Raw genomic sequence first — 21193 nt, 5'->3', positions numbered from 1 at the left:
CTGAGGTTGGGCGCTCAGCCCTCCACCCGCGCCTTCACGATCTTCCCTCGTTGCAGCACGTATTCGATCCGCTCGCCCTCACCGGCCACCACGCCGATGTCGGCAAGCGGATTGCCATCGAGCACGACCACGTCGGCAAGCGCACCCGCCGCGATCACGCCCAACTCGCCCTTCATGTTCACAATCTCTGCGGCCACGGTCGTTGCCGAGCGCAGCGCCTCCAGATTGCCGAGCACTTCCGCGCGAATGCGGAACTCGCCGGTCTGGAACGCGTGCATCTCCCCGAGCAGGTCGGACCCGAACCCCATCTGCACCCCGGCTTTCGCATAGATCTCCAGCGATTCCCGCCCCTTCTGCTGCACGGAAGCCACCTTCGCCACCGAATCCGGCGGCAGCCCGAACTGCGCACCGTGCGTGGCCAGCGCATCGTAGGTCACGAGCGTCGGCACGACGAAAGCGCCGAACTCGCGCATCACCTGAGCCGCGGCATCGTCCACCAGATTGCCGTGCTCGATCGTGCGCACGCCACAGCGCACCGCGCGCGCGATCGCGCGGCCCGTATAGGCGTGCGCCATCACATAGGTGTTCGCCGCTTCGGCCTCCGCCACAATCGCGCGAATTTCATCTTCGGAATACTGCGTATTGTTGATGGGGTCCGTAGGCGAGGCCACACCGCCCGACGCCATGATCTTGATCTGCGTAGCGCCCTTCTGGATCTCCTCGCGCACAGCGAGGCGCACTGCATCCACACCATCCACCACACGCGCGATCGCCCCCGTACGGAAGCAGCACGAGCACGGTTCGAGCAAGTCGCCGCGTGGACGAAAATCGCCATGACCACCCGTTTGCGAGAGCGCCTTGCCCGAGGGGAAAATGCGCGGCCCGCGCACGAGGCCCGTTTCCACGGCCTGCATCAGGCTCCAGTCGGCGCCGCCCGCGTCGCGCACGCTGGTGAAGCCGCGCGAGAGCATGGCGTCGAGAATCGGCAGGGAGCGGATGGCCGCGAGGATATTGGGCTGCGTGGCGTTGGCGCCGAGGTTCGCATTCGAGGCCAGCACGTGCACGTGGCAGTCGATAAAGCCCGGCATGACGGTCTTACCGCGCACGTTGACCACGTTCGCGTTCGGCAGGTCGATGGGGCGATCGGTCACCTCCACGATGCGCTCGTCTTCAATCACGACGTGATGATGTTCGAGCAGCACGCCGCGTTCGAGGTCGAGTACGTTGCCGCCTTTGAGAACCGTGATGGTCATTGTCTGGATTCCTTATAGAGTCGTTCAGTTCGCGCGCCGCGTGTCCTTCACGAAGAAGGTGCCGACCAGGCTGATCGCGGCCGCGACGATCACATAGAGCGCGGGCGCCATGTTGCTGCCGGTACGCGCGATGAGCCACGTTATCAGGAACGGCGCGAAGCCGCCGAAGATCGTGACCGCGAAGTTGTAGGCCACCGAAAGGCCGGTCGAGAGCACCCTGGTCGGGAACAGCTCCGAGAAGGCGGCGAGAATCGGTCCCGTGTAGGCGGCGATCAGCACGCCGAACACGGCCTGAAACACGATGAGCGAGGCGAAGCCCGGAGCACGGTTGATCCACGCGAACATGGGCCAGGCCAGCACGAGAATCAGGAACGCGGCGCCGCTCAGGAACACGCGCCGGCCCCACGCATCCGCCAGCTTGCCCACGATCGGCGAGCCGCACATGATCATCAGGCCGCCCACCATGCCCGCGGAAAAGCCCGTCGATTGCGGCAGATGCAGCGTGCGCACCGAATAGGTCGGCATGTAGAACAGCAGCACGTAAGTGCAGACCGTCCAGAGAATGACCATCGAGAAGCTCGCGAAGGTCTCGCGCGGGTAGCGCTCGAACACTTCCTTGAGGGGCGAATTGTCTTTGGCTTGCGCTTCCACGGCGCTGAATGCCGGCGTTTCGTCGATATGGCTGCGGATGTAGTAGCCCACGGGGCCCACGAGAATGCCGATCAGAAACGGCAGCCGCCAGCCCCAGCTATGCAGCGCTTGCGCATCGAGCGACGCAGTGACGAACGTGCCCGTGGCTGCGCCCAGCAGCACCGCGAAGCCGATGCTCGACTGGATCCAGCTCGAATAGTAGGCGCGCTTGCCCGGCGGCGCGTACTCGGTGAGGAACGCGGTGGCCCCGCCCATCTCGCCGCCCGCCGAGAAGCCCTGCAGCAGGCGCGCGAGCACGATCAGCAACGGCGCGGCAAGGCCCGCTTGCTCGTAGGTGGGCGCGAGCCCGATGAGCGCGGTGCCGAAGGCCATCAGCAGGATGGTGAGCGAGAGCGCTGCCTTGCGGCCCACCTTGTCGGCGTAAATGCCGAGCACGATGCCGCCCACGGGCCGCATGAAAAAGCCCACGCCGAAGGTCGCCACCGTGAGCAGCAAGGAGGTCAGTTCGTTGCCGGTCGGAAAGAACAGCTTCGCGATGATCACGGCGAAGAAGCTGTACACCGTGAAGTCGAACCATTCGAGGCCGTTGCCCAATACCGTCGCAATGATCGCGCGGCGGCGCTGCTGCGCGGTCGTCGCGACAGCTTCATGCGCGACGCGAGGTGAAAGCGTTCCTTGCATGGTCTCTTCCTTGTCAGATTAATCGTCGCTGCGCGCCAACGACTACGCGCCCGGAGATGCCTTACATGCTCCTCATGCTAATGACAGCCCGATTAATTTCTGAAACGAAAGATTCGCATGCATGGATGCGCTGAGCGCATGCGAGGCGCCCAAGCGCCGCTTAGTCCGTCACGCCGCCGTCTGCCTCTCCGCCTGCTCGAAAAGCCAGCGCGTGAACAACCGCGCCGCCTGGTTCTGCGCGCGGTCGTTGGGCGAGATCACGTAGTAGCCGCCGCCATGGCTCGCCGAGCTTTCGCCCACGCGCACGAGCAATCCGTCTTCGATGCATGCGTCGATCATGTAGCGCCAGCCGAGCGCCACGCCCTGGCCGAGTATGGCGAGCTGCACGAGCTGCGGATAGTGGTTGATTGTGATGCCCCGCGGGGTCTTCGGCATCGTCACGCCGTTCAGGTCGAACCATTCGGGCCACGACATCCACTGGCGCTGGCCGTCTTCGAGGAGCAGCAGCGTTTCGCGCGCCAGATCGGCAGGCGCGAGCGCGCGACCCGCGAGATAGCCGGGCGAGCACACGGGAAACACCTCTTCGTTGAAGAGGCGGCGCGCGGTGAAATGCGCGGGCGCCTGCTGGCGCACGTAATACACGCCGACGTCGAACTCCGCGGGCGACATCGTGGCGAGCCCGTCACGCACGATCAGGCGCAGGTTGATGTTGGGATACGCCTCGCGGAACTCCGGCAGGCGCGGCGTGAGCCAGAGCACCGCCACGCCCGACGAGCACGCAATGGTCAGTTCGAGTTCGCCGTAGTGCTTCATTACGTCGAAGGTGGCTTCGGCACATTGTGTGAGAAGCCGTTGCACCTGCCCCGCATATTGTTCGCCCGCTATCGTGAGGCGCAGCGAGCGGTGCTCGCGCACGAACAGCGAGCGGCCGAGAAACTCTTCGAGTTGCTGGATCTGGCGGCTGATCGCGCTTTGCGTGAGGTGCAGTTCGGCGGCCGCGCGCGTGAAGCTGCCGTGACGCATGGCGGCTTCGAACGCGACGAGACAGGGCAGCGGAGGCAGAGGCGTGATGCGCATGGAATGACTCGGGCGGGTCGGGGCAGGGAGATGTTGCCATACATCCCACGGCGGCAGCCTTGAACAAAAACTGCGCGTGCACCAGGTTGCGCGTGCCTGCTGCGAAAAAAACTTACTATTGCGTTGAATCTCTGCGCAACCAAGGGGGCGAAGATGAGTTCTGCCGGGAGTGCGGCAAGCGGTGCGGGCGCAGTGCAGTGGCACGCCATGCCCGCCGCCGAGATCGAGCGCCAGCTCAACGTGAATCCATCGCAAGGGCTCGATGTGGCGGACGCCGCGCAGCGCCTCGGCACCCATGGGCCGAACGTACTGCCCCAGGGCAAGAAAAGCGGCCCCTTCGTGCGGTTCCTTGCCCAGTTCAACAACGTGCTCATCTACGTGCTGCTCGCGGCGGGCTTCATCAAGCTGATGCTGAGCCTGTGGCTCGACGCCTCGATCATCTTCGCGGTGGTCATCCTCAACTCGCTGCTGGGCTTCCTGCAGGAAGGGCGCGCCGAGAAAGCGCTCGACTCGATTCGCAACATGCTCTCCGCGGAAGCGCGCGTGCTGCGCGCCGGCGAGGTACGCCTCGTCCCCGCCGACGAGGTCGTGCCCGGCGACATCGTGCTGCTGGAGTCGGGCGACAAGATCCCCGCGGACATCCGTCTCGTGGAGGCGCGGAACCTGCGCACGGAAGAGGCGGCGCTCACGGGCGAATCCGTGCCTGCGGAGAAGAACACCGGTGCGGTGCCGGCGCAAGCCACCGTGGGCGACCGCGAGAATATGGCCTTTTCCGGCACGATGGTCCTCTCGGGCCGCGCAACCGGCATCGTCGTGGCGACAGGCAGCCAGACAGAGCTTGGCCGCATCAACCAGATGCTGGCCGAGGTCAGCGCGCTGGAAACGCCGCTGCTACGCCAGATCAAGAAGTTTGGATACGTCATCACGATCGCCATCGGCATCATCAGCGTGCTGCTGTTCGCATGGGGCCACTGGCTCGGCCACATGACCTTCATCCAGTTGTTCCAGGCCGTGGTGGGCATCGCGGTCTCGGTGATCCCGGAAGGCCTGCCGGCGCTCATCACCATCACGCTCGCCATTGGCGTGCAGCGCATGGCGAAGCGCAACGCCATCATCCGCCGCCTGCCCGCGGTCGAGACGCTGGGTTCCGTCTCGCGCATCTGCTCGGACAAGACCGGCACGCTCACGCTCATGGAGATGATGGTGACCTCGGTCGTGACGGCGGATGCGCCCTATGAAGTGACCGGCGACGGCTACGCCCCCGTAGGCGACGTCCGCGCGGGCGGCAAGGCGCTCGGCGCCGCCCCGCCGGAAGTGCTCACGCTCATGGGCCGCGTATCCATCCTCTGCAACGACGCCGGCCTCTTCGAAGAAGACGGCAAATGGAAGGTAGAAGGCGACCCGACCGAGGGCGCGCTCTACCCGTTCGCCGGCAAGCTCGGCATGGACCGCGGCGCGGAAGCCGCCGCCGCGCCGCGCATCGACGGCATTCCCTTCGAGTCCGAACACAAGTTCATGGCCACGCTGAACCGATCGGCGCAAGGCGAGATGCTGCTCGTGAAGGGCGCGCCGGAAGTGATCATCGAAAATTGCGACCGCCAGCAAACGGCGAGCGGCCCCGCGCCGCTCGACCGCGAGCGCTTTGCGCGCGAAGGCGAGCGGCTCGCCTCGCAGGGCGAACGCGTGCTGGCGCTGGCCTGGTTGCCCGACCCCGGCCTCGAAGTGGGCAACCTCGGCCCGCAGGACCTGCCGAAGACACTCGTGCTGCTCGGTCTAGTGGGCCTCATGGACCCGCCGCGCAAGGAAGCGATCGATGCGGTGCGCGAATGCCACGGCGGCGGCATCCGCGTGACGATGATCACGGGCGACCACAAGGTCACGGCCGCCGCGATCGCGGGCATGCTCGGCATCGGCGACGGCAGGACGGCCGTGGCCGGCACCGAGATCGAGGCGATGAACGACGCCGCCCTGCAGGAATGCGTGCGCGACGTGGACGTGTTCGCGCGCGCGAGCCCCGAGCACAAGCTGCGGCTCGTGAAGGCGATCCAGGCCAACCGGCAGGTGGTCGCCATGACGGGCGACGGCGTGAACGATGCGCCGGCGCTCAAGAAGGCCGACATCGGCGTGGCGATGGGCATCAAGGGCACGGAAGTCACGAAGGAAGCCGCGGGCATGATCCTCGCGGACGACAATTTCGCCTCGATCTCGGCGGCGGTGAAGGAGGGGCGCACGGTCTACAACAACATCGAAAAGGCCATGCTCTTCATGCTGCCCACCAATATCGCCCAGGGCGCCGTGATTGCCATCGCGATCCTGTTCGGCTTCGTGCTGCCGATCACCGCGCCGCAGGTGCTGTGGGTGAACATGGTGACGTCCGTCGCTCTCGGCCTCGTCATTTCGTTCGAGCCTCACGAGGACGACGTGATGCAGCGCCCGCCGCGCTCGATCGACCGTCCTATCGTCACACCATTCGGCGTGTGGCGCATTCTCTTTGTCGGCGCCACGCTCGTGCTCTATACGCTCGCGGCATTCTTCTGGATGAAGTCGCAGGGTGTGCCCAACTCGATGGCGCGCACGGCCGCGGTCAACGCCATCACGCTGGGACAGGTCTTCTATCTGCTCAACAGCCGCTCGCTGATCAATTCGGCGCTATCGGTGCGCGCGCACATGGGCAACCCGTATCTCTGGTACGGGATCGGCGCTGTCGTCGTGCTGCAGATCCTGTTCACCTATACGCTGCCCTTTCACGCCGTATTCGATACCGAGTCCCTGCCGCTCTCGGCCTGGCTCTGGCTCGTGGCGGGCGCGATCCTCTTCTTCCTCGTGGTGGAGCTGGAAAAGCTCGTCATTCGCTCGATACCCGCGCTGAAAAAATCCGTGAGCCCGCAACAGCGCGGCGCAGCCACGAGGCAGTACCATGACGCGTAGAATCGTTTCGTCCCGTCTAGAGAGCGAGGGCCCAATGCCATGCTGCCTGGTGCGAACCTGAACCTGGTCGAGGTGACCGGATTGCTGGTGGGCGGGCTCGCCCTGTTCCTGTTCGGGCTGGATCTGATGACGGGGGCGCTCAAAACGATTGCCGGCGCGCGCCTGCAATCGCTGCTGGGTTCGCTCACCGCCAACCGGTTTCGCGGCGTGCTGGCGGGCGCGGGCATCACTGCGCTGCTGAATTCGTCGACCATCACCACGGTGCTGCTGGTGGGCTTCGTTTCCGCGCGGCTCATGACGCTGATGCAGTCCATCCCGATGATCATGGGCGCCAATATCGGCTCGACGCTCACCGCGCAGATCATCGCGTTCAATATCTCCGCGCTCACGCCGTTCATGCTCGGCGGCGGCTTCCTGCTCTATGGCTTCGCGAAGCGCGAAACGCTGCGCGAGCTGGGCGGCGCGCTGCTCGGCCTCGGCCTGCTGTTTCTCGGCATCGAGATGATGGGCAACGCGACCCGTCCGCTGCGCGATTACCAGCCGTTCATCGACGCGATGCAGAACATGCGCAATCCGCTCATCGGCATCGTGATCGGCGCGGTGTTCACGGCGATCGTGCAAAGCTCGGCGGCCACGCTCGCGATCGTGATCGCGCTAGGCAGCCAGGGGCTGATTCCGCTCGAATCGGGCATTGCGCTGATACTCGGCGCCAATGTGGGCACCTGTGGCACGGCGCTGCTCGCGTCGATCGGCAAATCGGCGGAGGCGGCGCAAGTCGGTATCGTTCACCTGATCTTCAACGTGCTCGGGGTGCTGTTCTTCGCCTTTGTGATTCCCCAGTTCGCCGATTTCGTGCGCACGATCTCGCCTTCCGCGCCCGAGCTGACCGGCGCTGCGCGCCTCGCGGCGGAAACGCCGCGCCAGGCCGCCAATGCACACACGGTGTTCAGCGTGTTCAGTACCCTCGTGCTGATCTGGTTCACCGGGCCGATTGCGAAGCTCGCCGAACGCCTGGCCCCGGCGCGGCGCGAAGGGTGGCAGGACCCCGGCGTGCCGCGCTACCTCGATGAAACGCTGGTCGAAATGCCGGCGCTCGCGATCGCCCGCGTGCAACTGGAACTGGCTTCGCTCGGCAAGCTCGTGCAGATTCTCGTCGAGCATAGCGCCAGGCTCCTTGTCGAAAGCTCCACGCAGGCGCTTTCCTCGGTGACGATCGAGGACAAGGCGGCGGACTCGCTCAGCACCGCCATACTCACCTATATCGGCAAGCTCTCCGACGCCGTGCAAAGCGACGACGAAGGGCGGCAACTGGTGGATCTCGCGCGGATTGCGACCTGCCTCGACGCCATCCGCGAAGTGGCCACCACGAGCATGCTCGCGCTGAGCCAGAGGCGCGCCGCGCAAAGCGCGGACGTGACCGTGTTGGCGAGCAACCCCGAGCTGGTGCAATTCGCCAGGTCCGTCCTCGAGCGTTTCACGCTTGCCGTGCAGATGATCGCGCACCCGGAGGCCGACGTCGTGACGAGCATCGTCAACGCCAAGCCGGAAATCGAAGGCCAGTCCGACTCGGCGCGCCAGCACATCATGTCCGCGCTGCAGTTGCGCAGCGAGGGCGCGGCGTTCCTTTTCCGCTTCGGCAACGACGTGATAGAGCAGTTGAACGAGGTGGCGCGGCTCTCCCGCGCGATCGCCAAGGCCACGCGGTGGCTGCACGACGTGAAAATGCTGGAACCGAAAAGCGCGGAGGCTGTGGCTGAGACCGCGGCTGAAACCCAGGCGTGAAGACGCGGTGCGTGGCCTTCAACGCGTAGCGCCCGAGGTCAGCGCGTGAGGAGCGCTCGTGGGCACCGCTTCGAGAAAGCCGCGCCCCATCTCCGCCTCGAAACGCGAAGCGCTCCCCTCCCAGACGATGCGCGCATGTTCCAGCACATAAACGCGATCCGCGTGCGGCAGGGCGAAGCGAACGTTCTGCTCGCCCAGCAGCACGGTAATGGGCGTGGACTGCTGCAGCGCATCCAGCGCCTTCGAAAGCTGTTCGAGGATCACGGGTGCGAGCCCGAGCGTCGGCTCGTCGAGTATCAGCAGCCTGGGCTGGGGCATGAGCGCCCGCGCAATGGCCAGCATTTGCTGCTCGCCGCCCGAGAGCGTGCGCGCGGTTTGGCGCTGGCGCGACTTGAGGATGGGAAAGAGGTCGAAGAGCCACGTGAGCTGCTTCTTGCGCACCTCGTCCGATAGATGATAGCCGCCGAGTTCGAGATTCTCGCGCACCGTCATGTCGCCGAACAGTTCGCGCGTTTCCGGGCATTGCACGAGGCCCGCGCGCGACACGGCCGCCCCGCTCATGCCCTTCAGGTCGCGCCCGTCGAAGCGGATCGTCCCCTTGTACGGCAGCAGGCCGGAAAGAGCGTTGAACAGCGTGGTCTTGCCCGCGCCGTTGAGGCCGACCACCGAAACGAACTCGCCCTCGCGAACGTGGAGGCTCACGCCGTCGAGCGCGCATGCCTTGCCGTACAGCACGCGCAGGTCGGAGACCTCGAGGATGTCGCGCTTCGCCTCGCCCGCAAAGCTCGAGCGCTGACGCAGCTCCAGCTTGCCGCCCAGATACACGCGGCGGACCGTTTCGTTTTGCATCACTTCTTCAGCCGTGCCTTCGGCAACGTGCTCGCCAAGGTACATGGCGAGCACCCGGTCGGCGAGCGCTGAAAGGCTCTTGACGTTGTGATCGACCAGCAGCACCGCGCGGCCCTCCGCGCGAAAACCGCGAATCAGCTCGGAGAATGCCTCCGATTCGGCAACCGTGAGTCCTGCGAAGGGTTCATCGATGAGCACGACCTGCGGGTCGCGCGCAATCGCCTTCGCCATTTCCATGCGGCGCAGGTCCGCGAACGGCAGCGTAGCCGGATGCCGGCGCATGACGCCGGCCAGACCCACGCGCGCGGCAATTTCCTGCGCGCGCTGATGCACATGCGGCTCTGCCGCGAGCTTGACGAGCGAGTCCGGCAGCAGCGCGAGCTTGATGTGCTCCAGCACCGTTTGCCGATGCAGCGGGCGCGAATGCTGGAACACGATGCCCACGCCCGCGCGCGCAATGCGGTGCGGCGCCCAGCCGGCCATCTCCACGCCGTTCACCTTGACCGAGCCCGCGTTGGGCCGCTCGATGCCCATGATCAGCTTCATCACGGTCGACTTGCCGGACCCGTTGGGTCCGATCAGGCCCAGGATCTCGCCGGGCCGGATGTCGAAGCCAATGTCCTTCACCGCGACGAGACCGCCAAAGCGCTTGGTCAGCCCGCGCACCGAGAGCAGCGGCGTTTCGTTCATTGGCGTTCCTTCGTACGCAGCAAGTTGCCGAGCAGGCCGTCCGGAAAGAACAGCAGCGCCGCGAGCGCCACGGCCGCGACGACGAACGTATTGAGCTGGCCGAGCGGGCGCAGGAACTCGCCGGCCACGATCAGGAAGATCGATCCGAGCACGGCGCCGAGTATCGTGCGGCGTCCGCCGAGCACGGCCGCGATGATGATTTGCACCCCTACGCTCAAGTCCACCACCGTGCTCACAGAAGCCGTGCCTTGATAGAACACGAGCATCGCGCCCGCCACGCCCGAAAACACGGCGCTGATGCAAAAGGCCACGAGCTTGTGCCGCGTGACGTTGAAGCCCAATGCCTGCGCACCGGTGGCGTCCTGGCCGCTGGCCTGCAAGATGAGGCCGATTGCCGAGCGCGAGAGGCCGAACAGCAGGATCGCGCACACCACCAGAAACGCCAGCGCGATCCAGTAGTTGTGGTTGGCGTCGACGGACATCACGTCGGGCACCATCATGCCGATCTCGCCGCCCGTCACGCCCGCGAAAATCACGATGGCGTTCTGCAGCAGCAGCACCGCCACGAGCGTGACGAGGCCGAAGTACGGGCCGCGCAGCCGCAGCGCGGGCACCGCGAGCAGCAGGCCGCCCACCAGCGCGACGAGGCCGCCCGCAATCACGCAAACAGGAATCGGCAAACCCCAATGGGCGTCGATGATCGCCGCCGAATAGGCGCCGAGGCCAATCAGGAACGTCGGGCCGAAATTGACCTCGCCGGCGAAGCCGAACAGCAGATCCCACGACATCGCGAACACGCCGAAGTAATACGCGACCGTGAGCACGCCGAGGATATACCCCGACATCCACCAGGGCAGCGTGGCCGCCGCGACGGCGAGCAACACGGCCACCCATACCCCACGCGAACGAAGAAGACCGGACATGTCGATGTGCTCCCTTCGCTCGGTTAGCGACGGCCCAGGAAGCCCTGGGGCCGCACATACACGACGAGCACCAGCAGCAGCAACGCCGGAAGCGGCCGCAGCGTCGGCGCGACGAGATACGCGGTGACGGTCTCCAGATAGCCGACCACATACGCGGCCATCAGCGACCCTGAAACGCTGCCGAGCCCACCCAGCACGACGATGGAGAACGCGCTCGCCGTGAGTTGTCCGGCATTGTTCGTACTCACGCCGAGGAACGACGCCAGCAGCACGCCTGCAATGCCCGCCAGCACGCCGTAGATGGTCCACGCGAGTAGATAGATGCGTGAGAGTTCGAAGCCGAGCAGCGTGAGGCCGCGCGGATTCATCGAGGCCGCGAGCAGCGCCTTGCCCGCGCGCGTGCGATTCACGAACAGCCACAGGAGGCCGATCACTGCCCAGCAAACCACGGCGATCATGATCTCGTTGAACGGCACGCGCACGCTGCCGATCATCGCCACGCCGCTGATGAGCGGGCGCATCGTCACGGGGTTGTCGGTGAACAGCCAGGCCATGCCCTGCTGGATCATGATGCCCCACAGCAAGGTGCCGGTGAGCACGAAGATTTCCTTCTCTTCGGCCGGAATCGCGGCGGAACGCTGGATAGGCCGCACCACCATCAGATAGGTGACATAAGCCGTGACGAGACCGGCGACCACGCCAAGCAGCGTGCCGAGGTAGGTGCCGAGGCCCGCTTCGCCCGCGAGCATCCAGCCCATCAGCGCCGCGACGAGCATCACGCCGCCGTGCGCGAGATTCAATATGCCGGAGACGCCGAAAATCAGCGTGAAGCCGATAGCGCCGAGCGCGTAGAGCGAGCTGATGGCAAAGCCGTCGATGAGGATCTGCAGGAGCAGCATGTCCGGCCTTTCATGTGGGTTGGTCTGTCGCAACATGCGCCGTGCGGCCCATCGTCAAACGAAGGGCCGCACGGCGCGACGCACTACGCGAAGCTAGTTCGCGCTAGCCTGCTGGAGCTTGATGAAGGTCGGGAACTTGACCTTGCCGTTCGCAACGGACTTGGGCCAGATCGCGATCTGCTTGCCGCCCTGCCACTGCAGGTTGATGCCGGTGATGTAGCCCGGGCCGTACTTCAGCGCGTGCGTGAACTGGTCGTCCTTGCCGTAGAACTGCCAGCGCCCGATCGTGCCTACGTAATCCGTCTTCTCGAGCGCGGCGACCATCTGGTCCGGATCGGTCGAGCCCTTGTTGCGCTTGATCGCATCCGCGAGGATGTACACGAGGTCATAGGTGGAGAAGCCGCAATACGCAGGCGATACGCCAAACTTCTTCTGGTACGCATCCGCGAAGGGGACCGTCTTCGGCGTGATCGCCACGCCCGGCGCCGCAGCAGAAGCCGTGATCACGCCCTCCGTCGCGCCGTTCGTGTCCTTCCAGAAGCTCGTGGTCGTGGCCTGTGAGCTTTGTCCCGACATCGGGATCGGCACCTGCTGATCGTGCCATTGCACCGTCGGCTGCACGCCCACGTGGCTGATGCCGGTGGTAATCGTATCGGGGTGCTTCGCCTCGATCTGGTTGAAAATTGGTGTGAAGTCCGAAGTATCCGGATTGAAGCGGATATGATCCAGCACCTTGAGACCGGCCTTGGGCAGGCATTCCAAGAAGCGCTCGTCGAGCGGCTTGGTCCATGCCGCGTCCTCGCTCATCACGACCGTCGACTTCATCTTGAACTGGCCGACGAGAATATCGTGTGAAAAATCACAGATCGACTGCGCGATGAACGCCGACGTCATCCAGCCGTGGAACGTGTACTTGTAGTGGTCGTAGTCGTCGTGAACGTGCTTCGAAATATCGTTGCTCGCAGCGCCCGGCGTAATAAAGGGCATTTTCAGGCGCGCCGACCAGGGTTCCATGGCGAGCGCCACTTCGCTGATATAGCTGCCGATCACGGCGACCACCTTGTCCTGGGTCGCGGCGCGTTGGAACGCGCGCACGCCGTCCGAGGCCGACGAGTGGTCGTCATACGCGATGATCTGGATGGGCCGGCCATCCACGCCGCCGCTCGCGTTGATCTCGTCCGCGGCGAGTTGCGCCGCCTTGCTGATCGAGGCGCCCGCCACCGCGGACTCCTCGCTGATCACGCCGATCTTGATCGGGTCCCCCGCGGCATGCGCGCCGGCCGCGAGGCCCAGCCCTGCTGCCACCATACCCGTCGCCGCTACGCGATGAAGGTTTCGCCACACGCCGTTACTGGACATCATGCATCTCCGATTCGCCAGGATCGCTGAGGAACATCTGCCCGCTACATTGCGGCTTTGAAGAATGTGCCCACAACGGTATCACCAGCCTTTGCGCGCTCAATCGGTACAAACGATGACAGGTAACATACTGATCACGTGCTGATTTCATGGTGCAAAGCGGCAAGAAAATGCGGTTCCCCGCGCGGCTGCGGACACAACGCGCAGCACCTCGCGCACGCTTGTCGGCGCCGTAGTTGAGGTAGCCGCAAGGGTTAGCGCCAAACAGATCGGTCTTTTCTCCGCCGGCCAGATCTTCGGTGGTGAACGATTGCAGCTTCCATGTGCCATGGCTCCCCCCTTCAGCACAACTTGAGCAGCACACTACGCCCCTGGAAACGAGACGCTTACTCGCGCTCCTTGCCCCAGCGCCAGCGAGGCGGCTCGCCCTTGAGCCAGCAGACCGCCGAAAGCGCGAGCGTGGCGAGTATCACGAGCCCCGCAAATGCGAACGGATGCCCATGCGGTTCAAAGAAAACGGCGACCAGACAGATCGACAGGACATACACGGCCAGCACCAGCCAACCCTGCCAGGTGAGCGGAAGTCCCCACCCCCAGCCATAACGTTTGGCTCGAAACCAGTATTTGCCAGTGCCTGTCATTTCGCCAATCTCCCACGCCTGACGTGATGCGCAAACTCAGGCCGATGCCGTATGGCACACGGCCTCGACCCGGTTGCCGGCCGGATCGATGAGAAAGGCGGCGTAATAGTCGGCGTGATAGTGCGGCCGCAAGCCCGGATCGCCATCCGGGCGGCCGCCCGCCGCGACACCCGCTGCATGGAACGCATCGACCTGCGAGCGTGTAGCGGCCTTGAAGCACCAGTGCCGCTTGTTCGGCTCGATGGCGCTGGCATCCAGATAGATGGAAAGATACGACGACTGCGTTTCGGCTGCGTCGCAACGCTCGCCGTAGCCGAGCGCGTTGGGGCGGTCGTAGACCTTGAGCGCACCCAACGCATTCATGATCGCATCGTAGAAGGGGCGCGCTGCGTCGAGATCGGGCACGCCGATCGAAACGTGATCGAGAAGCTGCATGGTGCTGGAAGTCCGCAGTCGTGAATGCACGACTATAACCGGCGAACACACCATGCAGCGTGCGCGTTACTCCGCGCGACCGGTGCGGAACACCGAAACCGCGGCGTTGAGCCGGTGCGCTTCGTTTTCGAGCGACGAAGCCGCGGCCGTTGCCTGCTCGACGAGTGCCGCATTCTGCTGGGTCACGAGGTCCATCTGTCCAACGGCGACGTTGACCTGATCGATGCCCGTGCTCTGCTCCGCAGCCGCCGATGCGATCTCGTTCATGATCGCACTGACGCGCGCGATCGCTTCGACGATTTCGCTCATCGTCGAGCCCGAGCGCTCGACGAGGCCCGCGCCGGTCTCCACGCGCGAGGTCGACGACTCGATCAGTTCCTTGATCTCCTTGGCTGCCGCGGCGCTGCGCTGCGCGAGCGAGCGCACTTCGCTCGCCACCACCGCGAAGCCGCGCCCTTCCTCGCCCGCACGCGCCGCTTCCACCGCCGCGTTGAGCGCGAGAATGTTGGTCTGGAACGCAATGGCCTCGATCACGCCGACGATCTCGCCCACGCGCCGCGAGTCGCCCACGATGTCCTGCATCGTGCCGACCACTTCGCGCGAGAGCGCGCCGCCCTGCGCCGCGAGGCCGGAAGCACCCTGGGCGAGCGTGCTGGCCTGGCGTGCGTTTTCGGCGGTCTGCTTGACGGTGGAGGTCAGCTCTTCGATGCTCGCCGCCGTTTCCTCGAGCGAGGCAGCCTGCTCCTCGGTGCGCTGCGAAAGATCCGTATTGCCCGCGGCAATTTCGCTCACGCCCTTGTCGATCGACAGCGCGCCTTCGCGCACGCTGCTGACCGTCTTGATGAGTGCATCCTGCATTTGCCGCAGCGCGGCCTGCAGGCGGCCCATTTCGTTGTTGCTCGTCGTCTGCACCGTGCCGCTCAGGTCGCCGGCGGCGATGCGCTGGAACTGCGCGATGGCCGCGTCCACGGGATGCACGATCGCGCGCATGAGCGCCGCGCGGCCAATCCACGCGAACAGCAGTGAGAGCACCATGCCCACGCCCACCGCGATGCTCACCGCATTGAAGCGGTCCTGCGCTTCCTGGTAGCGCTGCGCGCCGAGGTCGATCTGGCGCTTCTCGAGCACGAGCATCGCCTTCTCGTAGTTGCTGTAGAGCGTCGGCAGCTTGTGGCCCTGCAGTTCCTGGAACGCAGTCTTGTCGCCGGCCTTGAGTGCCGCCAGCGCCGGATCGACGCCATCGCGCAGAAAGCTGTTGCGCTTGGCCTGCATGTCGGCGATGAGATCCTGCGCTTCGCCTTCTCCGCTCGCAATCGACAGATAGTGGTCCAGACGCTCGTTCGAGTTCTTCAGGTACTGGTCGAAGCGCTTGAGCACCGCGTCCGCTGCATCATGGTCGCCGAGATCGGAAAGCGATGCGTTGGTGGCGAGCGCGAGGCGCAGACGCAGCAACTGCCCGGCGCTGCCTTCGAGGTCGGCCACGGCCGGCGTATCGACGGTGTACATGGTGCGCAGCGACTCGTTGCCTGCTCGCATCGACAGGAGTCCTGTGGCGGCGCCGACAATCAGGACGATGCCGAAGAAGGCGATCATCAGGGTCAGGCTCGCGCGTATCGACAGCTTGTGAAGCATTCCTGGTCTCTCTTACGTGGGGTGCGCGGCTCTGGAGGCCGCGCGTGTCCCAGTCGTCTTTCATCGAATGTTCCGGTGCGCTTGCCCAGTGCAGCCCAGGCGTTCAGGCTGATTAAGCGCCCAGTACATAACAACGGCAGGAGAGGTTGCGAACTTTATGGTTCGCAGCAAAGAAGTACGACCGTTAGCCACACTTCGTCATGCAGACCAATATGTGGCATGTGTGCGAGTCAATCCGCATCACGCGCTGGCTTGCGCTGCACCCGCCTCGCCCTCGTCCATCGGCACGAGATAGCGCAGCACGTCGCGCCAGCTCACGATGCCCACGGGGCGAAATTCGGCATCCACGATGGGGATGCACGAAATCTTGTTGGAGAGAAAGAGGGCCACGGCGTCGGAGAGGCTCGACTCGGGCCGCAGCGTGAGCGGCTTGCGGCTCATGATCTGGTGCACGCGCTTGTTGAGCGTGCCGAGGTCGCGCGCGGATTCGACCACGCTGTCGATGAACGGGCTGATTGCGCGCAGCAGGTCGCGATCGGAGACGACGCCCTGCAGCTTGCCCTCTTCGACCACGAGCAGATGGTGAAAGCTCGCTTCCGCGAAGATCTCGCGCACGGTCGCGAGCGTGTCGTCGAAACCGATGGTGACGACACGGCTCGTCATGAATTTCTCTACTTGCATACCTTCCAGACCTGAATGGGTTCGACGTCCCGAGCCGGCCGATGCGCAGCAGATTCCGGCGGCGGCTCGGGGCTTCAGCCCGTTATATCGACCGCGGGCGCGTAATTCTTCAGTCTGGAAAGCGGCGTGGAGCACGCGCACACGGCGCGCCCCACCTGTTTCATGCTTTTGTCATGCTTCGAGCGCGAGTGTCGCAAAGGTGGCGAGCCAGTGCTCGCCCATATAGTCCCCAGCCACGTGGTCGAGCGCGTTGGCCAGATGCAATTGCGCGGCCTCGTTGAGGACGGCCGCGCGGGCGTCGCCCTCGGGCAATGCGCGTGCAAGTGAGCGCTGACACCACGCGCGGCTCAGGTTGAGCCCGTCGAGGTGGGCGATCTTGCCGTCGCTGCGGTCGGTGACGGTGGCCGGCGTAAAGAGCGTGACCGGCTCTTGCACCGCGAGGTTGGGCAAAAAGCGCGTGAACCACGGCTCGAAATCCTGCGCGCGCAGGACGCGGCTCATCAGCAAGGCCACGCTCAACGCGGGCGAGAGGAATTCGTCGCCGCCCGGCTCCCACGCCTGGCAGCCCGCGTCGTTCGCGTGCCAGCGCGTGGCGGTGTCTTCGATCAGCGTCGCCAGCGCCGGACGCGACGTGGCTTTCGCGAAGTCGTACGCGAGCGTGAGCGCGAACGCTGTATTGAAGTGAGTGCCCACACGCAACGGATAGGTCGCCTTCGGCAGGAATTCCTCGAAGCGCTCGACGAACCAGTCGGTGAGCGGCGCCAGCGCCGCCTGCCAGCGCGCGGCCTGCGGCAGCTTCATCGACGCAACCAGCGCCTCGACCTGCGCCGCGAGCGCGAGCAGCCACGCCCAGCCATAAGGGCGCTCGAAACCGCGGTTGTGCGCGAGCGTGAGGTAGGCCATCTCACCGGCCATCTTCTCCGGCGTGAAGTGCTCGTCGACCACGGCGACGATCTGCGGCCCCTCGGCCAGGCCGGGAAAGCGCTCCAGCAGATGCAGCACGAGCCAGTAGCCGTGCACGCACGAATGCCAGTCGTAGCTGCCATAAAAGACCGGGTGCAGCGCGCGCGGGCCCTGCACGTCCTGCGGGCCGTCGAGGGAGTGAGTCAGCTTGTTCGGGTACTCGCGCGTGAGGTGGGCAAGCGCGAGCGAGGCGAACTTCGAGGCATGGGCAGCGGTGAGGTATGTGGTCATTGTGAGCTCATCAGAACCGGAAAACGAAGGCGTACATCAGCAGCGTGTTGACGACGAGCAGCAGCACGGCGGTCGGCCATTGCGCCTTGATCACGCCGTTCTTGTCGCTCAATTCGAGCAACGCCGCGGGGACGATGTCGAAGTTCGCGGCCATCGGCGTCATCAGCGTGCCGCAGAAGCCCGAGAGCATGCCGATCGCGCCAGGAATCGCCGGGTTGCCGTGGAACTGATGCACGATCAACGGCAGGCCGATGCCGGCGGTCATCACCGGAAAGGCGGCGAACGCGTTGCCCATGATCATCGTAAAGAGGGCCATGCCGAAAGTGTAGGCGGCCACGACCGCGAACGCCGAATTTTGGGGAATCCGGTTCGTGACGAGCTCGGACACCACGTGGCCTACGCCCGCCGCGGCGAACAGCGCGCCGAGCGCCGCGAGCATCTGCGGCAGGATGGCGGCCCAGCCCACGGCGTCCATGGTGTGCCGCGCGCCCTTGAGCGCTTGCACGGGCGAATCGCGCAACATGACGAGCGCCGCGCCGAACGCAACGAGCGTGGCGATCACTGGCGAGATGAGCGTGACGTTCTTCGCTTCGACGAAGCGCGCGTACTTGAGCGTGAGCGTGCCGACGAGCCTCACCACCGGGATCAGGAGCGCCGGCATGAAGAGCCGGCTGCCGAAGCGCCGCGCCCCTCGCTCGCGGTGCGCCTCGGCTTTGGCGTTGTCGTTGCCCGCGGGGCTGCGGCCCAGCTTGCCCGAGCCCGCGATCAAGGCGAGCGCAATGGCGAGGCACCCCATCACGAAATGCGGCAGCACGCCGCCGAACAGGAACGTCACAGCGTAGACGCCCCAGAACACGAAATTGATGAGGCGGCGCGGGCTCGCGCGGTCGAGCAGGTTGAAGAGGGCGAACGACGCGAACATCAGGCCCGCGACGACATAGAGCGATTCGAGCTTGATCACGATGCGGCTCCCTGACGGCTTGCGGCGCGCTGCGCGTTGGCCGCGCCCACGCGGTGGGAATCGCCCACACCGAGAGCGGTCACGACGAGCAGCGCGTTCAGGCGCAATGCGAAGCCGATCACCACGATCGGCACCCCTATCAAAACCAGCATCTCTCCTCCGCCTTATGTCTTTCCGCCGGGCTCGTGGACACGGCCGCGCGGGCGCGCGCTTCCCCCTTGCGCCCGATTCAGCCCGGGAATCTATCACGACGATTTATCGATAAATAGTCGATAAAGTCTTTTTGAGGGAAGTCCCTGGGCGATGCGCATCGCATGAAGGCGAATCGATGCCGCCGCGCCGTGGCGCGGCGCGGGTCGGGGGTTGGCGGGCTTGACAGTTAGTTGCGTCTGCTGCGACGGATTTGCAGACCTGCGCGCGCCTCAGCGCGACTGCGCGGCAGGAATCAGGTGTCGAGATCGAATGCGCGTTGATCGTTTGCCGCTTGCGGCGCGTCGTGGAACGACAGTTCGACGCCAATGCGCTCGCCGCTGCGCACGCGGCTGATGGCGTGCCGGAGATTCACCTGGTAGTAAGCGCTGCTGCCCTTGAATGGCCGCGGGGCCGCCGCGATGATCGCCGCATCGCCCAAGCCGAGCGGAACGACCGTCGGGCGCGACTGCATGCGCGGACGTTGTTCCGTCAGTACCAGTTCGCCGCCCGTGAAGTCTTTCCCCGGCGCCGAGAGCAAGGCGACCACCTGCAGCGGAAATACGTGCTCACCTTCACTGCGTTGATGGAGCGCCAGATAGTCGTCGGTGCCTAGCTGGTTCAGATGCGACTGCGCCTGCGTTTGCCCCGCTCGCCGGTTGCGCTCCAGAAATGCATCCAGATCCGCCGGGAATCGATAAGGCATGCCAAGCATCTCGTTCCATCGATTGGCGATGGGCGCCAACTGACGATAGAGGTCCGCACGCCATCGCGCCCATGGCTGCGACAGAGCAGCGCCGAAATACAGCAAATCGCCACGGCCGAGATCGAGCGAATCCAGCGAAACGCTGCGCAATGCGTTCGAGGCAAGGGCCTCGCGCGCGAACATGCGGGCTTCCTCCGTGCCGGCTAGCCGAGGCAGTACCACATAGCCTTCGCTGTCCAGTTGCGCGGCGATTGCGCTCCAATCCAGCTTATCGAATGTGTCGGCAGATAGAGTCATGGGCGAGGACATAGACATATCAAAAACCCGGGAGCGTTGCCGTCTGCGGAACCTCGCACGCGGCCGCAATCGCCTTCTCGTGTTCGAGCAGCCAGCGCTTGCGATGCAAGCCCCAGGCGTAGCCCTTCAACTCGCCATTGCTGGCAATCACGCGATGGCACGGCACGACGATCGCGATGGGATTCGCGCCGTTCGCCGCGCCGATGTCGATCGCCGCGCGCGGGTCTTCGAATCCCAACGCTTTCGCAAGCTTGCCGTAACTAGTGGTGCTGCCAGCCGGAATGCGGCGCAATGCGGCCCAAATCTTTTCTTCCAGGTCCGAACCCGCCATGACGACCGGAAGAGGATCGAGCGCGTTCAATTCGCCCGAGAAATAGCGCGTCATGGCGTCGGCAATCGAAGCCGGCGCGGCGGCGTCGATCAATTCGGCACTGCCGTGGCGTCCGCGCAAACCACGATGCAGGCGCGAGCGGTGATCGGAAAATTCGAGCGCGTGCAGCCGCTGCTGCGCATCGCTCACCAGCATGAGGTCGCCGAGCGGCGACTCGATATGGCTGAGAAACAGTTGCATGATGCGTTCCTTCGCGTCGTGCGCGCGCTAACATGAATCGTGAAAAATCAGGCCGACGGTATGACGCTTGCCGCTGCGCACGACGCTCACGCCGTGCCGCATGGCGACCCGGCGCGTGCCGCCGCGCCGGTTCGCAGCCGGCCGCTGGTTGACGGTGAACAGCACCGCGTCGCCCTGCTCCAGCGGAATCACTTCGGCACACTGACCGTTCGACGCGCTCTGCGTCATCACGAACTCGCCGCCCTCGAAGTCGACGCCGGGCCGTGAGAGCAGCATCGCCACCTGCAGCGGAAACACATGCCCGCCGTAAAGGTCCTGGTGCAGGCAGTTATAGTCGCCCGGACCGTATGCGAGGATGAGCGGTGTCGGGCGCGTTTGCCCCGCGCGGTGACATTGATCGAGAAAGGCGTCGAGATCGGCCGGGTACTGCGTGTCGATCCCCAGTTGCCCGTTCCAGCGGTTGGCGATAGGCGCGAGGTACGGATAGAGCGCATGCCTTAACCGCTGAAGCAGCGACGGCAGCGGATACGCGAAGTACTTGTATTCCCCGCGCCCGAAATTGTGACGCGCCATGACGATGCGCGAGCGAAAGCCATCGTCCCTCGCGTACAGGGCGGCAAGCTGCGCGCATTGTTCGGGCCTGAGCACGCGGGGCAGCACGGCATAGCCGCGCGTGTCGAGCGATCGCTCGATCTCGACCCAGTCATATGTTCCGGATCCCGGCTTCTCTGCCCGCATAGCTCCGGTTTTCATCGCGTGTGTCCCTCCTTTCGCAAGCGGCATTTTCGCCGATC

18 protein-coding genes and 1 pseudogene are annotated in these 21193 nt (G+C 65.0%); 2 read left to right on the top strand and 17 right to left on the bottom strand.

Annotated features, from left to right (window positions below; translation table 11 throughout):
• Positions 1-14: 14 nt before the first annotated feature.
• The 3 genes from M3A49_RS23785 to M3A49_RS23775 all read right to left on the bottom strand — a co-directional run bounded on the left by M3A49_RS23785 (position 15) and on the right by M3A49_RS23775 (position 3662).
• Positions 15-1253 (bottom strand): metal-dependent hydrolase family protein, encoded by a 1239-nt coding sequence (locus M3A49_RS23785; protein ID WP_266231279.1) that lies wholly within the window; start codon positions 1251-1253, stop codon positions 15-17.
• A gap of 24 nt (positions 1254-1277) precedes the next feature.
• Positions 1278-2585: an MFS transporter gene (locus M3A49_RS23780; RefSeq protein ID WP_266231278.1), complete on the bottom strand. Its 1308-nt coding sequence runs from the start codon at positions 2583-2585 to the stop codon at positions 1278-1280.
• Between the two features lie 168 nt (positions 2586-2753).
• Complete coding sequence (locus M3A49_RS23775) at positions 2754-3662, bottom strand: LysR substrate-binding domain-containing protein (protein ID WP_266231277.1); 909 nt, start codon at positions 3660-3662, stop codon at positions 2754-2756.
• Between the two features lie 153 nt (positions 3663-3815).
• Between M3A49_RS23775 and M3A49_RS23770 the strand changes: the two genes are divergently transcribed.
• The gene (locus tag M3A49_RS23770; protein ID WP_266231276.1) at positions 3816-6590 is read left to right on the top strand and encodes an HAD-IC family P-type ATPase; all 2775 of its coding nucleotides are present in this window, start codon (positions 3816-3818) and stop codon (positions 6588-6590) included.
• 39 nt (positions 6591-6629) lie between these two features.
• Positions 6630-8372, top strand: a complete 1743-nt coding sequence (locus M3A49_RS23765; protein WP_266231275.1) for a Na/Pi cotransporter family protein — start codon at positions 6630-6632, stop codon at positions 8370-8372.
• 18 nt (positions 8373-8390) lie between these two features.
• Here the strand turns inward: M3A49_RS23765 and M3A49_RS23760 are convergent, their stop codons facing one another.
• The 14 genes and pseudogenes from M3A49_RS23760 to M3A49_RS23695 form a co-directional block, all read right to left on the bottom strand.
• Positions 8391-9911, bottom strand: coding sequence for an ATP-binding cassette domain-containing protein (locus M3A49_RS23760; RefSeq protein ID WP_266231274.1), 1521 nt, complete (start codon positions 9909-9911; stop codon positions 8391-8393).
• The gene (locus M3A49_RS23755; RefSeq protein ID WP_254353039.1) at positions 9908-10834 is read right to left on the bottom strand and encodes a branched-chain amino acid ABC transporter permease; all 927 of its coding nucleotides are present in this window, start codon (positions 10832-10834) and stop codon (positions 9908-9910) included. The genes M3A49_RS23760 and M3A49_RS23755 overlap by 4 nt, the downstream gene beginning before the upstream one ends.
• Positions 10835-10857: 23 nt before the next feature.
• The gene (locus M3A49_RS23750) at positions 10858-11733 is read right to left on the bottom strand and encodes a branched-chain amino acid ABC transporter permease (protein ID WP_028204494.1); all 876 of its coding nucleotides are present in this window, start codon (positions 11731-11733) and stop codon (positions 10858-10860) included.
• Between the two features lie 93 nt (positions 11734-11826).
• On the bottom strand, positions 11827-13092 hold the full coding sequence (locus tag M3A49_RS23745) for an ABC transporter substrate-binding protein (protein ID WP_266231328.1): 1266 nt from the start codon (positions 13090-13092) through the stop codon (positions 11827-11829).
• Positions 13093-13478: 386 nt separating this feature from the next.
• A complete protein-coding gene (locus M3A49_RS23740; protein WP_266231273.1) occupies positions 13479-13733 on the bottom strand; it encodes a hypothetical protein in 255 nt (84 codons plus the stop codon).
• 36 nt (positions 13734-13769) lie between these two features.
• Complete coding sequence (locus M3A49_RS23735; RefSeq protein ID WP_254353042.1) at positions 13770-14168, bottom strand: VOC family protein; 399 nt, start codon at positions 14166-14168, stop codon at positions 13770-13772.
• Between the two features lie 66 nt (positions 14169-14234).
• Positions 14235-15800 (bottom strand): methyl-accepting chemotaxis protein, encoded by a 1566-nt coding sequence (locus M3A49_RS23730; protein WP_266231272.1) that lies wholly within the window; start codon positions 15798-15800, stop codon positions 14235-14237.
• Positions 15801-16040: 240 nt separating this feature from the next.
• Complete coding sequence (locus M3A49_RS23725; protein ID WP_254353044.1) at positions 16041-16481, bottom strand: CBS domain-containing protein; 441 nt, start codon at positions 16479-16481, stop codon at positions 16041-16043.
• Positions 16482-16652: 171 nt separating this feature from the next.
• On the bottom strand, positions 16653-17675 hold the full coding sequence (locus M3A49_RS23720; RefSeq protein ID WP_266231271.1) for a DUF2891 domain-containing protein: 1023 nt from the start codon (positions 17673-17675) through the stop codon (positions 16653-16655).
• A 10-nt stretch (positions 17676-17685) separates the two neighbouring features.
• Positions 17686-18636: a DUF979 domain-containing protein gene (locus M3A49_RS23715; RefSeq protein ID WP_266231270.1), complete on the bottom strand. Its 951-nt coding sequence runs from the start codon at positions 18634-18636 to the stop codon at positions 17686-17688.
• Positions 18637-18701: 65 nt separating this feature from the next.
• Positions 18702-18788 (bottom strand): annotated as a pseudogene (locus M3A49_RS23710) (DUF969 domain-containing protein); the annotation flags it as partial.
• Between the two features lie 293 nt (positions 18789-19081).
• Entirely contained in the window at positions 19082-19828 is a 747-nt protein-coding gene (locus M3A49_RS23705; RefSeq protein WP_266231327.1) for a 2OG-Fe(II) oxygenase, read from the bottom strand.
• Positions 19829-19847: 19 nt separating this feature from the next.
• Complete coding sequence (locus M3A49_RS23700) at positions 19848-20399, bottom strand: methylated-DNA--[protein]-cysteine S-methyltransferase (protein WP_266231269.1); 552 nt, start codon at positions 20397-20399, stop codon at positions 19848-19850.
• 27 nt (positions 20400-20426) lie between these two features.
• Positions 20427-21152, bottom strand: coding sequence for a 2OG-Fe(II) oxygenase (locus tag M3A49_RS23695; RefSeq protein WP_266231268.1), 726 nt, complete (start codon positions 21150-21152; stop codon positions 20427-20429).
• Positions 21153-21193 lie beyond the last annotated feature (41 nt).

It is taken from the genome of Paraburkholderia sp. CNPSo 3076, from assembly GCF_026343935.1.
Taxonomy (GTDB): domain Bacteria; phylum Pseudomonadota; class Gammaproteobacteria; order Burkholderiales; family Burkholderiaceae; genus Paraburkholderia; species Paraburkholderia nodosa.
The sequence above is the reverse complement of the archived record's forward strand: the minus strand, read 5'-3'. Positions and strand labels throughout refer to the sequence as shown.

Coding starts and splice junctions, on each gene's coding strand:
- M3A49_RS23785 (WP_266231279.1), bottom strand. CDS start 1,253: ATGACCATCACGGTTCTCAAAGGCGGCAACGTACTCGACCTCGAACGC.
- M3A49_RS23780 (WP_266231278.1), bottom strand. CDS start 2,585: ATGCAAGGAACGCTTTCACCTCGCGTCGCGCATGAAGCTGTCGCGACG.
- M3A49_RS23775 (WP_266231277.1), bottom strand. CDS start 3,662: ATGCGCATCACGCCTCTGCCTCCGCTGCCCTGTCTCGTCGCGTTCGAA.
- M3A49_RS23770 (WP_266231276.1), top strand. CDS start 3,816: ATGAGTTCTGCCGGGAGTGCGGCAAGCGGTGCGGGCGCAGTGCAGTGG.
- M3A49_RS23765 (WP_266231275.1), top strand. CDS start 6,630: ATGCTGCCTGGTGCGAACCTGAACCTGGTCGAGGTGACCGGATTGCTG.
- M3A49_RS23760 (WP_266231274.1), bottom strand. CDS start 9,911: ATGAACGAAACGCCGCTGCTCTCGGTGCGCGGGCTGACCAAGCGCTTT.
- M3A49_RS23755 (WP_254353039.1), bottom strand. CDS start 10,834: ATGTCCGGTCTTCTTCGTTCGCGTGGGGTATGGGTGGCCGTGTTGCTC.
- M3A49_RS23750 (WP_028204494.1), bottom strand. CDS start 11,733: ATGCTGCTCCTGCAGATCCTCATCGACGGCTTTGCCATCAGCTCGCTC.
- M3A49_RS23745 (WP_266231328.1), bottom strand. CDS start 13,092: ATGTCCAGTAACGGCGTGTGGCGAAACCTTCATCGCGTAGCGGCGACG.
- M3A49_RS23740 (WP_266231273.1), bottom strand. CDS start 13,733: ATGACAGGCACTGGCAAATACTGGTTTCGAGCCAAACGTTATGGCTGG.
- M3A49_RS23735 (WP_254353042.1), bottom strand. CDS start 14,168: ATGCAGCTTCTCGATCACGTTTCGATCGGCGTGCCCGATCTCGACGCA.
- M3A49_RS23730 (WP_266231272.1), bottom strand. CDS start 15,800: ATGCTTCACAAGCTGTCGATACGCGCGAGCCTGACCCTGATGATCGCC.
- M3A49_RS23725 (WP_254353044.1), bottom strand. CDS start 16,481: ATGCAAGTAGAGAAATTCATGACGAGCCGTGTCGTCACCATCGGTTTC.
- M3A49_RS23720 (WP_266231271.1), bottom strand. CDS start 17,675: ATGACCACATACCTCACCGCTGCCCATGCCTCGAAGTTCGCCTCGCTC.
- M3A49_RS23705 (WP_266231327.1), bottom strand. CDS start 19,828: ATGACTCTATCTGCCGACACATTCGATAAGCTGGATTGGAGCGCAATC.
- M3A49_RS23700 (WP_266231269.1), bottom strand. CDS start 20,399: ATGCAACTGTTTCTCAGCCATATCGAGTCGCCGCTCGGCGACCTCATG.
- M3A49_RS23695 (WP_266231268.1), bottom strand. CDS start 21,152: ATGAAAACCGGAGCTATGCGGGCAGAGAAGCCGGGATCCGGAACATAT.